This is a genomic window from Streptomyces kebangsaanensis (assembly GCF_001906585.1).
Lineage (GTDB): Bacteria > Actinomycetota > Actinomycetes > Streptomycetales > Streptomycetaceae > Streptomyces > Streptomyces kebangsaanensis.
The window spans coordinates 16,417-28,210 of record NZ_JUJA01000121.1; the positions used below are offsets into that span (position 1 = coordinate 16,417).

Annotated in this window: 9 protein-coding genes and 1 pseudogene; 1 reads left to right on the forward strand and 9 read right to left on the reverse strand. The window is 75.3% G+C overall.

Annotated features, from left to right (window positions below):
- Nucleotides 1-248: 248 nt before the first annotated feature.
- Together RH94_RS18155 and RH94_RS18160 are read right to left on the reverse strand one after the other, a co-directional pair.
- The gene (locus RH94_RS18155; protein ID WP_073948636.1) at nt 249-1,511 is read right to left on the reverse strand and encodes an FAD-dependent oxidoreductase; all 1,263 of its coding nucleotides are present in this window, start codon (nt 1,509-1,511) and stop codon (nt 249-251) included.
- A gap of 2 nt (nt 1,512-1,513) precedes the next feature.
- Entirely contained in the window at nt 1,514-2,809 is a 1,296-nt protein-coding gene (locus tag RH94_RS18160) for a carboxylate--amine ligase (protein WP_073948616.1), read from the reverse strand.
- Nucleotides 2,810-2,976: 167 nt separating this feature from the next.
- Here RH94_RS18160 and RH94_RS18165 point away from each other — a divergent pair, with 167 nt between their 5' ends.
- Complete coding sequence (locus tag RH94_RS18165; RefSeq protein ID WP_073948617.1) at nt 2,977-4,305, forward strand: glycoside hydrolase family 26 protein; 1,329 nt, start codon at nt 2,977-2,979, stop codon at nt 4,303-4,305.
- Between the two features lie 86 nt (nt 4,306-4,391).
- Here RH94_RS18165 and RH94_RS18170 read toward each other — a convergent pair whose 3' ends face one another.
- From RH94_RS18170 to RH94_RS43780, 7 genes and pseudogenes are all read right to left on the reverse strand, one after another.
- Entirely contained in the window at nt 4,392-5,051 is a 660-nt protein-coding gene (locus RH94_RS18170; RefSeq protein WP_073948618.1) for a YveK family protein, read from the reverse strand.
- Nucleotides 5,048-6,211 carry a glycosyltransferase gene (locus RH94_RS18175; protein ID WP_199880993.1) on the reverse strand — a complete coding sequence of 388 codons (1,164 nt, stop codon included), beginning with the start codon at nt 6,209-6,211 and terminating at the stop codon, nt 5,048-5,050. Before RH94_RS18175 ends, RH94_RS18170 begins: the two co-directional genes overlap by 4 nt.
- A gap of 13 nt (nt 6,212-6,224) precedes the next feature.
- On the reverse strand, nt 6,225-7,007 hold the full coding sequence (locus RH94_RS18180; protein ID WP_073948620.1) for a polysaccharide deacetylase family protein: 783 nt from the start codon (nt 7,005-7,007) through the stop codon (nt 6,225-6,227).
- A complete protein-coding gene (murJ, locus tag RH94_RS18185) occupies nt 6,991-8,679 on the reverse strand; it encodes a murein biosynthesis integral membrane protein MurJ (protein WP_073948621.1) in 1,689 nt (562 codons plus the stop codon). Before murJ ends, RH94_RS18180 begins: the two co-directional genes overlap by 17 nt.
- Nucleotides 8,676-10,019 (reverse strand): O-antigen ligase family protein, encoded by a 1,344-nt coding sequence (locus RH94_RS18190; RefSeq protein ID WP_073948622.1) that lies wholly within the window; start codon nt 10,017-10,019, stop codon nt 8,676-8,678. Before RH94_RS18190 ends, murJ begins: the two co-directional genes overlap by 4 nt.
- A gap of 5 nt (nt 10,020-10,024) precedes the next feature.
- Nucleotides 10,025-11,452, reverse strand: a complete 1,428-nt coding sequence (locus RH94_RS18195) for an exopolysaccharide biosynthesis polyprenyl glycosylphosphotransferase (RefSeq protein ID WP_073948623.1) — start codon at nt 11,450-11,452, stop codon at nt 10,025-10,027.
- Nucleotides 11,449-11,794, reverse strand: a pseudogene (locus RH94_RS43780) (hypothetical protein); the annotation flags it as partial. The pseudogene RH94_RS43780 and the gene RH94_RS18195, both read right to left, overlap by 4 nt.

The following is an 11,794-nucleotide window of genomic DNA, read 5'->3' on the forward strand; positions in this document are numbered from 1 at the left end:
TGGCCGAGACCGGCGGCAAGGCGCTGCTGGCGGCCTCGGCCGCCAGCGCCGCGCTGATCACGGGCGGCCTGATGATGTACCGCCGGGGCCGCGCCGCCTCCCTCCGGTAGCCGTCACCGGGTGCCGGACACGACCCGTCCGAACCGGCCGGGGCCGCCGTACGAGGCGGTCCCGGCCGGTCCGGGAGCGGGCCGCCGCACGAGCCGCGCAAATCGTGCGAGCCGTGCGAGTCGCGCGAGGAGCCCGCGTCAGCCGTGCACCGGGGACGGTGAGCCGCTGCGGCTGCCTCCCGGTACGGGGATCGTCCCGCCCGTCGGGGTCGTCCTGAGCCGGCGGCGCACCCCGCGGACGAGGGTCGCCGCCGTGAAGGGCGCGCCCTGGACGAAGCGCATGGCCGGGCCGAACCCGGAGGCGGTCACCAGGCCGGCGAGGAACAGGCCGGGGTGGGAGGACTCGAATTCGCGCCCGACCTCCGGGGAGCCGTCGGGCAGGGTCGCCAGCGTCACGCGCAGGTCGGCGGAGAGCATGCCGAGCCGGTCGCAGAGGGGCCGGAACCCCGTGGCGGCGACGACGTGTTCGGTCTCCAGGGTGCGTGTGCCGCCCCCGCGGCTCACCGCCTCCAGCCGCAGGCCGCCCGATACCGCATGGGCCGCGGCGACCTCGTGGCCGGTGAGCACGTCCACCGAGCCCTCCACCCGGTTCCGCACCCACCAGGCGCCCGCCGGTCCCAGCGCCGTGGTCGCGATCCGCGCCCGGGTCTGCTCCGGCAGCCGCCGGAAGAGGTTGGGACGCTCGGAGTAGAACCAGTTCCGCCAGCCGGGGCCGAGGCCGCTGTGCGGGGAGCGGACCGACTGCCACCAGGGACGCTCCCAGGGCGGTGGCACGTCGTTCCACACCAGCCGGTCCGCCCGCGCCAGCACACGCACGCGCGTGCCCTGCTCGGCGAGCAGCGCCGCGGTCTCCAGCGCCGCCTGGCCACCGCCGATCACCGTGACGTCCCTGCCGCGGAACTGGTCGAGGTCGCTGTGGTCGCTGCTGTGCGACACCAGCGAGTGGTGCAGTCCGCGCAGCGCCTGGGGAATTTCGACGAACGGCATCACACCGACCGCCAGCGCCACCGTGCGCGCGTGCACCGTCTCCCCGTCCTCGGTGACCGCCGTGAAGCCACCGGGCCCGGACGTCACCCGGGCCACCTGGCGCTCGTCCACCTCCGGCAGGGCGTGGCGCGCGAACCACAGGCCGTACGCGGCGAAGTCCTCCACCGAGATCGGTTCCGCGTGACGCGCCGTCAGGCCGTGCTCCGTGCAGTACGCGTCCAGGCGCCAGCGTCCGTGCGGGTCGGACAGGTTCGACGCCCACGGCTCCGACTTCAGCAGCATGCCGCGGGGCATGTGGTCCCGCCAGGACGCCATGGGCCGGCCGAACACGCGCAGGTTCAGCCCCGCGGTCGCGGCGTGGGACGCGATCGACAGACCGTACGGTCCCGCGCCCACCACTACAAGGTCGTACATCATCAACTGCTCGCTTTCTCGTTGTCGGTCACAGAGGGAGGGGAGGAAGGGGAGTAGGGGGAGGAGGGGGGAGCGGAGCCGGGGGCCGCCCGGGGGACCGGGCGCGGTGCCGGCAGCGCCGCCGTGGAGCCCAGCCGCTGCCGCAGCCGGCGGGACACATGGCGGCACCACAGGCCCCACATGGCCCACCCGGGAGCGCGGTCGTCCCGGGCGTACCAGGCCAGTTCGCGGCCGCCCGGCGCCGTGCGCAGCGCGGCGAGCGGCGCGTAGTTCTCCACCACGAACGCCCGCCCGACCCTCGGGGCCCCGTCCGGCAGGGCACGGCCCGTCAGGTCCAGGTGCAGGGCGCGTACGACGTCCAGTTCCGCGCTGTCCGCGAAGAGCCGGAACTGGGCGCCGGGGCGCGGGTTGAAGTCGAGCAGGTGATAGCGGCCCGTCGCCCCGCAGCGGCGGAAGTCGAGGTCGAAGACGCCGCGGTAGCCCAGCTCGCCGGTGAGCCGCTCGGCCGGCGCCCGCACCTCGGGGTTGGCCGTCCAGTGGCCCACCGCGGTCAGCCCCGCGCCGCGCGGCCAGGCCAGCTGCTTGCGTCCGGCCCCGCCCGCGCGCACGGTGCCCGAGCGGTCGGCGTAACCGTGGAAGAACCAGTCGCGGTCCGGTCCCGGCGGCAGGTACGCCTGCAGCAGCAGTGGGCTGCCCGCCTCCTCGGTGCGCAGATACAGCTCCCGGGCCTGCTGCTCGGAGCGCACCAGCACCGTGCTGCGCAGGTCGCTGCCGGTGGGCAGCAGCCAGGGCCGGCTCCACTTCGCCACCAGCGGCAGCCCGAGCCGGCGCGCGTCCGCCGCGGCCCGCGCCGGGCTGTCCGGGATCAGCGTCACCGGGTGCGGGACGCCCGCGGAGGCGCACACGGCGGCGAGTTCCGCCTTGTCGGCGACGCGTTCGGGCAGCGTGCCCGGCATCTCGGGCAGCAGGTAGGAGGGGGCGAGTACGTCCCGCATCCGGGCCGCGGCGATGGCGCTCGCGTCGTCCAGCGGGACCAGCACGGCGGGGCGCGCGACCCGGTCGGCCACACGGCGCAGCACGGCGAGAACGTCGTCGGCGGACGCCCCCGGGAGCGGCGGGGGATGCACCTCGCGCACATAACGCGACGCGTGGACGGGACTTTCCGCCGCGTCGGCGACGAGATGCACCTCCACTCCCGCCCTGCCGAGCGAGCGCACGGCGCCCAGTGTTCCGTGGTGAAAGGGATTCCGGTCGATCCGCAGCAGAACCGCGGGGACACGGGTGTCGAGCAACGGCACGAATTTCCTCTTCTTTTGGTTCGGCTCACCCGTACGGGCGAGAGAGGCACTCGAAAGCCGCGACGGCGGTGGCGCCATGAGCTTTCCTGTGCCTGACTTCATATGACGGTCCGTCAATATCGGGAAGCAAAAAGGAATGCAGGGCCGGAGCGAGGAAAGGAACAGGCATGACCCCAGAGCACAAACGGGCCCGGGTCCGCCGGCTGGCCGTGGGCGCGGCGGTGGTCGCCGGGCTGGCCACCCTGGCGGCCGGCCCGGCGGCGGGCGTGGAGGTGGTGCGCGCCGCCGGTGCTCACGCTCCGGTGCCGACACCGGCGGTACCCGCGGTACCCGCGGCACCCGCGGCACCCGCGGTGACCGCCCCGGCCGCCCCCGCCGTACCCACCGCCCCGGCCGCCCCCGCCTTCACGCCGCCGGTCCCCACGCCCCTGGTCGTTCCCGTGCTGCCGAAGCCGCCCGTGCCGAACATCCTGGTGCCCCTCGAGGACATCCCGGCCTTCGGCGCCTTCCTCAGCTCCGACGCCCGTGGTGTGGCCCGCATGCCGGAGTTCAGCGACTGGCTGGGCGGTGCCGAGCTCCGCGTCGGCCACACCTACCTGCCCGGCGAGACCTGGAGCGACATCGAGGGCGACGCCGGCTTCCTCCAGGCGTGGGCGCGCTGGCGCAACGAGCGGCCCGACCGGATGCTCGTCCTCAACGTCCCCCTGCAGGAGCGCAACGAGGGCGACGTCCCCGACGGCGAGGTCAGGCAGCTGGTGCGGCAGGGCGCGGCGGGGGAGTTCGACCACCACTTCCGCGCCCTCGCCGAGCGGCTGGTGCGGCTGAAGGTGCCGGACACGGTCCTCGTGCTCGGCTGGGAGATGAACGGCACCACGTACACCCACCGCTGCGGGCCGGACCCGGAGGCGTGGAAGAAGTACTGGAGAAGGATCGTCACCACCATGCGGTCGGTGCCGGGCCAGAAGTTCCGTTTCGATTTCACGCCGAACCGCGGCCGGGACGCCGTCGCCTGGACGCAGTGCTACCCGGGTGACGACACGGTCGACATCATCGGCATGGATTCCTACGACCAGCCGTCCGGGCTTTCCTTCGAGGAGCAGGTGAAGGAGCCCTACGGGCTGCAGGCACATGTGGATTTCGCGAAGGCCCACGGAAAACCGATCTCCTATCCCGAATGGGGACTCTTCCGCAACGGCGACAATCCCGAATGGATGCGGGGCATGCTCGCCTGGATGGACGCGCACAAGCCGCTCTACAACACGCTGACCGACTACTGTCCGCACGGTGTGTGGCAGTGCACGGCCAATCCCAAGTCGTCCGAGGTCTACCGGTCCGTCCTGTTCGGCCGCACCGACGAGCCGGCCCCGACGCCCACGCCCACTCCCACACCGAAGCCCGCCGCCCCGCCGCCCCCGCAGGGCTGCACGCCGGTGGACCTGGGCAGCTGGGTGGAGCGCTGGCTCGGCGGGAGGCTCTGCGTCCGCTTCGACTGGTGACCGGACGGCAAGTAGCGTCCCCGCCGGTGGTGGCCGGCCCGCCCAGGGGGCCGCCGCCACCGGCGCGCGCCGCCCGCGCACGGCCGTCACCGCTGCCCGGCGTCGGCGGCGACGGCCGGGCCGGGCACCGAGGCGGCGGGGGCGGGAGCGTCCTCCTGGTCCTTGCGCCGGGGCCGCACCAGCAGGGCGAGACCGCACAGCAGCCCACCCGCGCTCGCGCCCACCAGGGCGGTCACCCAGGCGGAGGCGGACGTCGGCTCGGTCGGCTTGACCGCCCGCGAGAACTGCACGAGCTGGACCCGGGTGCTGTCCTGGGCGGTGCCCGCCTGCCGGATCAGCGCCTGGGAGACGGCGTTGGCCATGTCCGCGGCCAGCACCGGACGCGAGGAGGTGGCCGACACGGAGACCATCGGGGCGTCCGGCGAGGTCGCCGCCTGCACGCTCCGCTGCAGGGTGCGCAGCGGCACGCCCGCCCTGTCCTGCGCGTCGATCAGCACCGTGAGCTGGGTGGCGACCCGGCCGTAGGCCTGCGCGAAGCCGAGGGCGGCGCCCGAGTCGGACTTCGCGGTCGGCACGGCGACGACATAGCTGGTGGCGGTGTAGGTCGGGGGTGTCAGCACGCCGTACGCGCCGCCGCACAGGCCGCCGAGGACGGCGCCCGCCGCGAGCACGGACCAGGACGGCGGCCGCAGCTTCTTGAGGCGGTCCAGGGACAGGCGGCGCTGACGGGTCGGGGTGTCGGTCATGAGGGGCTTGCTCCCAGGGGCGAGACCAGAGGTGAGGGGGATGGCGACGAGCCGGCGACCGCTGCCGCGTACACGTCCATGAGCCGGGCCGCGCTGCGGGTGATGCTGTAGCGGCGCGCGGCCTCGGGGACCGTCCGCGGCCGGGGGCCCGCCGCGCGGGCCTCGGCGATCGCACGGGCGTACGCCTCGGGGCCGCCGCGCACCCGGCGGGCGGCGGCGGCCGGCGGTGGCAGGTCCTCGATGGCCGGGCAGGAGGTGTAGAGCACGGGCAGGCCGCAGGCCAGCGCCTCCACGGCCGCCAGGCCGAACGCCTCCTCCTCGGACGGGGACGCGAGCAGGTCCATCGCGCAGACGAGCGAGGGCAGGTCGGGGCCGGAGGAGCCGTCGGGGAGGTAGGGACGCTCACCGGTGAACAGGACGCGCCCGGCCACACCGGCCGCACGGGCCGCACGGCGCAGGGCCCGCTCCTCGGGGCCGCCGCCCACCAGCAGCAGCCGGCAGTCGTCCGGGAGCCGGGCGAGCGCGTGGACGAGGACGTCGAACCGCTTGCCCGGGGCGAGCCGGCCGACCCCGCCGACGACGTACGCGTCCTCGGGCAGGCCGAGGTGCCCGCGGGTGCGCTCGCGCCGCTCCTGGTCGAAGCGGAAACGGTCCAGGTCGATGCCGTTCGGGATGACCTCGATGCGGGGCGCGGGCACGCCCCAGTGCTTCAGCCGGTCGGCCACCGCCGGGGAGACGGCGACCGTCGCCGAGCCCAGGCGCTCACTGGCGAGGTACAGCCCGCGCACCCCCGCCGTCAGCCTGCGGCCCTCCATCTGCGAGTCGCCCAGGGAGTGTTCGGTGGCGACGACCGCGCGGACCCCGGCGAGGCGGGCGGCGAGCCGGCCGTAGACGCAGGCCCGGTACAGGTGCGTGTGCACCAGGTCGCAGCCGCTGGCGCGGATCAGCCGGACCAGGCGGGGGAGCGCGGCCAGGTCGCGGTTGCCGTCCATGCCCAGGTGCGTCACGCGGACCCCGTCGGCGGCCAGGCCCTCGGCGACCGCGCCGGGATTGGTGAGCGTCACCACGGCGCAGTCGGCGGGCAGGTGGCGCAGCAGCAGGCGCAGCTGCTGCTCGGCCCCGCCGACGCCGAGGCCGGTGATGATGTGCAGGGCCTTCATGTCGGCCTTCATGTCACAGCCCCTCCACCGGACGCCGCCGCAGCCGGTGCAGCCGGTGCTTGAGGTGCAGGCGCCAGGAGGTGTCGTCCTGGCCGACGTGCACGCGCGGCAGGGCGTGCGGGCCGGTGAGCGGGCCGGGGTCGATGGCGCAGGCGTAGGCGTAGCCCGCTTCCCGTACGGCGTCCACGGCGCGGGCGTCGATGGTGCCGTAGGGGTAGCAGAAGCCGTCGACGCGGACGCCGGTCAGCTCCTCGAGCAGCGCGCGGCTCTCGACGAGCTCGGTCTTGAGGGTGAGGTCGTCCGCCTTGGTCAGGTCGACGTGGGTCAGGCCGTGCGAGCCGATCTCCATGCCCTCGGCGGCCGCGCGCCGGATGCCGTCCGCGGTCAGCAGCGGCTTGCGCGGGCCGAGCGGGTCCCAGGCGTTGTCGCCGCCGAGCCGTCCGGGCAGCGCGAACAGGGTGGCGCGGCAGCCCCAGCGGCGCAGCAGCGGCAGGGCGTCGGTGACGAAGTCGGCGTACCCGTCGTCGAAGGTGAGCCCGACCAGGTTCCGCCCCCCGCCCCGGGCACGGGCGGCCAGCAGTTCGGCGACGGAGACGCCCCGCAGTCCGCGCCGGCGCAGCCAGGCCAGCTGCAGGCCGAGCCGCTCGGGCGTGACCGTGATGCGGTACGGGTCGTCGGAGCAGTCGCCCACCGAGTGGTACATCGCCACCCACGGGGGCGGGCCGGGGCGCGGGACGGAGGGCCTGCCGGTGACGGGGAGGTCACCGGTGCCGACGGGATCAACGGAAGCGGCCATGTGTGAGCCTTCGTGTGACGGTGCGTACGGAGCGGAGTGCGGAGGCGCAGCCCTGGTCGCCCAGGGCCCAGGTGAGCGGGACGAAGACGGCGATCACGGTCAGGCAGCCGGCCGTCAGGCCCGCCACCGGGGAGTCCGGCCGGCTCGCGACGAACGCTCCGGCGACGGTGGCGACGATCGCGGCGCGCACGGGCCTGCTCAGCTCGGCCAGTACCCGCCTGACGCGGATCGAGAGGCTGTGGGGGTCGCTCTGCCGGCCCGCGCGCAGACCGGCGAGCAGCACGGCGGCGGTGACGGTGATGCCGAGGGCGTTGGCGGCGGCGATGCCGGCCACGCCCCAGGGGGTCACGGTCGCGGCGCCGACCCACGACGTCACGGCGATGCCGGCGGTCATCGCGCCGACCGGGTACCAGCTGGGCCGGCCCGCCGAGAAGTAGCCGCGGACCAGGGCGCCCACCAGGGTCTGGCCCAGCAGCCCGAGGGCGTACACCCGCATGACGTCCGCCGTGGCGGCGGTGTCGTCCGCGGTGAACGCGCCGCGCTGGAAGAGCAGTTCGGTGATCTGCGGGGCGCAGGCGACCACGGTGCACATGCCCAGCAGGACCAGGCAGGAGGCCAGTGCCAGATCCCGCTCCACCCGGCTGCGGGCCCGTTCGGTGTCGCCCTCCGCCAGCGCCCGGGAGACCACCGGGAAGGTGACGGTGCACAGCATCAGCGACAGCGTCATCGGGATCTGGGCGACCTTCTGCGCGTAGTTCAGGTGCGAGATGGCCCCGGCGGGCAGGGTGGAGGCGAGGAAGCGTTCGACGAGGACCTGCGACTGCCGGCACAGGGCGAACAGGAGTACGGCGGCGACCAGGGCGACCTGCACCGGCCGCGGCTCGATGTCCTCGCCGGCCGGACGGGGCGCCGGCCGGCGCGACGTCAGCTGCCGCCACAGCGAGGGGACCTGCACCGCCACCATCAGGAGGCCGCCCGCCGCGACCCCGACCGCCGCGGAACGCACGCCCCAGCGCGCGCCGAACAGGAACATCGCGGCGACGATGCCGGCGTTGTAGGCGACGTAGATCGCCGCGGGCGCGAAGAAGCGGCGGTGCGCGCGCAGGGCGGCGCTGCAGTACCCGGCGAGCCCGAAGGCCAGCACGCAGGTCGCGGTGAGCCGGGTGCAGTCGGCGGCGAGGCGGGGGTCGGGCAGGCCGGGTGCCAGGACCCGCACCAGGTAGGGAGCCCCGCCGGCGACCAGCGCGGCCACCGCGGCCAGGGCCAGGCACAGCCGGGGCAGGGTCGATGCCACCAGGGCCCGCACCGGATCCCCGGCGGCGCCCCGGGAGCGGCGGGCCAGCGCCAGGCTGAACGCCGGGACCAGCACCAGCGCCAGCCCGTCCTCGATGAGCAGGGTGGCGGCGAACTCCGGCACGGTCCACGCCACCAGGAAGGCGTCGGTGTCGCTGCCGGCACCGAACAGCCGCGCCAGCGCCTGGTCGCGCACCAGACCGAGCAGGGAGCCGGCGATGGACAGCGCCGCCGTGACGAGCGTGGCCCGGGCGAGGAACTTCCGGGACGCCGAGGTCGCCTCGGCTCCCTCCGCGGCCGTGGCGGCGGCACGCGCCGGGGGTACGGTCGCCGCGCCGCCGGTCGTGGGTCCGGGGGTGTGCGAGGGCCTCACCGTCATCGGGCCACGACCTCCTCGACGCGCTCCGGCGTCCCGCCCGGCGGCACGGTGTCCCCGCGCTCCCCGCCGGCCAGCGCCCACCACGCCACCAGCCCCAGGGCCATGCCGGTCAGCACGGTCGAGGGGCCGCCGATGTCCCCGTAGACGAAGTCGGTCAGCAGCCACAGCAGCAGTCCGCAGGCGACGAGCGCGCAGTCGGGCACCGGCCCGCGCCCGCGCGACCGCCACAGCCCGTGCAGCGCGCACACCAGCAGCGCCAGCCAGCTCCCGGCGAGTCCGAGCAGCCCGACCAGGCCCTGCTCGCTCAGCACCAGCAGGTACATGTTGTGCGGCGACAGCAGCGCCTGCCGCTGGTATGCCGATCCGGCGCCCGCGATCTCGGCGCCCGACGACAGCGCCAGGGTGGCGTGCCCGTCACGGTGCTCGGGGAAGCCCTTCAGCCCGACGCCGGTCAGCGGGTGCTCGCGCCAGATGCCGGTGGCGGACGCCCACAGGGTGTACCGGTCGACCACGGACTGGTCGGGGGCGTCGGCGACCCGCGCGATGGAGTCGATCCGCTCCTGCAGCAGCGCCGTACCGACACCGAACCCGCCCACCAGGACCACCCCCGCCGCGGCGAGAACCGCGACCGCCTTCAGTGCGCGCCGCACCCCGGCCAGCACCAGCTGCACCGCGCACGTCAGGGCGGTCGCGATCCAGGCGCCCCGGCTGAAGGACAGCGCGAGCGGCAGCAGCAGGACCAGCGCGCAGCCGGCGGCGGCCGCCCGCTGCCGCACCGGCCCCCGGCCCAGCGCGATGCCGACCGCGCACACCAGGCCGAGCGCGACCACGCTCGCCATGCCCATCACGTCGTGCGCCCCGAAGGTGCCGACCGCCCGGACCTCCTGGCCCTGGTAGGAGGCGCCGGTCCCGGTGACGTACTGGTGCACGCCAAGGGCCCCCTGCCAGAGCGCGAGCCCCACGAACGACCAGGCCAGCAGCCGGAAGTCGGCCCGGCCGCGGACCAGCAGCAGCACCGCCGCCGGGACGAGCACGAAGACCTGCAGATAGCGGCCGAGGCCGTCGAACCCGGCCGCCGTCGAGGGCGCCCCCATGGCGGCGAGCGCGAGCCCCACCACCGGCAGGCCCAGCACCACGGCCGCCGTGAGGGACAGCGGACGCCGCCGGTCGCGCACCAGACGGACCAGGCAGTACACCACCATCAGCCCGGAGGCCACGTCGGCGGGTCCCGCGCCGGCCGACGTCACCGGCAGGGCCAGCAGGGCGAGCACGGCCACCGCGGGCAGGACGGGCGGCAGCCCGGCGACCCGGCGCCAGGGCGCCGTCAGGGCGAGGCTCACGTCGCTCAGCTCCCCGTGGGACGTACCAACGCGGCCGCCGTGCGCAGCAGGATGCAGATGTCCTGCCACAGCGACCAGTCGTCGATGTAGGCGTTGTCGAACCGGCTGCGGTCCTCGATCGAGGTGTCACCGCGCAGCCCGTGGACCTGGGCGAGGCCGGTGAGCCCGACCCGCATCCGGTGGCGGGTCGCGTAACCGGGGTAGGTCTGGCTGAACTGCGCGACGAAGTAGGGCCGTTCGGGACGCGGCCCGACCAGGCTCATGTCGCCCCGCAGCACGTTCCACAGCTGGAGCAGCTCGTCCAGGGAGGTACGCCGCAGCATCCGGCAGAACCGGCGCATCTCGTTCTCGTTCGCCACGCTCCACCGGGTCGCCGACTCGTGCTCGTCGACCGGGCGGTGGGTACGGAACTTCAGCAGCGTGAACGGCCTTCCGTTCTTGCCGATGCGCTCCTGACGGAACACCACCCCCGGCCCGTCGCTGATCCGCAGAGCCACCGCGCACGCCAGCAGCAGCGGGCCGGCCAGCAGCAGCAGCGTCCCCGACACCAGGATGTCGAGCATCCGCCGGCCCACGCCCTCGCGGCGCGCCGGGGACATGTCCAGACGCCGGCAGGGGAACCCGGCCAGCCGCTCCCGCGCCGCGTACGACGGGCAGTGCGGGTCGATCTCCCACACCGCGCAGCCCGAGGCGGCCAACGACCGCAGCAGCGGCTCCTGTTCGGCGCGTACGGAGGGATGGACGGCCAGCACCGCCCGCACCCCGTTCTGGATGACCGCGCGCCTGACCTCCTCGTCGGTCGTCAGCACCGGCAGGCCCTCCGTGCCGTCCGGCTGCTCGGCGACGATCCCCACCGGCCGCACACCGCACCGGGGATGACGCAGCAGGGCGGCGGCCACGCGCTGCGCGCTCGCCACCGGGCCGACCAGGAGCGCGGTGTGCGGGTGGCGCAGCAGCGCGGCGCGCCGCCGCATGTGCACGACGCCGCGCAGCGCGCAGCCCGCCGCGGCCTGCAGGACGAGGCCCGTCAGCACGGTGCGCAGGGACAGGGGGTGCTCCGGCCGGTACGCCGCCGCCAGTGCCGCGAGCGCCAGCCAGGCCACCGCGACGCGTCCCCACACGGAGGGCAGTTCCTCCAGCAGCGCCGGCACCGGCGGTCTGCCGTCGCGCGGGCGCAGCAGCAGCGACGCCACGACGAGCAGGGCGACGGCCGGCGGGTGGCGTTCGGCCTCGGACAGCGCCAGGACCCCCAGCAGGGCGGCGACACCGTCCGCGACGAGCAGCGGCACCGGTGAGGCCGGCCGTGCCGGGGGCCGCGCGGGGGGAAAGGGGAAACCGGCGGCGGTGCCGCGCGGCGGCATGACCGAGACCGGTGAGGACGGGTGTTCTCGTGGGGGTACGCCGGGTGAGGGGACTGTGGATTCCGCGGTCACGAGTGCTTCGACTCCCTGTGCTCGGTGGGCTGGACACGCTGTGCCGCCTGGTTCGCCCCGGCGTCACAGCCTGGGTCGAGCGGCCGGCCGTGCTCGGAGCCCCGAACAGAAGGGGCGCCCGGCTCGCACGAGCTGATGGGACTCCCCTTTTGTCCGGGGCTCTCGGCGCCGCGAGCCCTCGCGCGCCCGGCCGCTGTGGACAGAGCCGCCTTTTCGGCGGCGGGCCATGGGCCGAGCAGGTCGCGGTAGACGTCCGCGACCTGCTCGGCGGTGTGCCGCACGTCGTGGGTGGCCAGCACGTGCCGACGGGCCCGGCCGCCGAGCGAGGCGCACAGCGGCGGG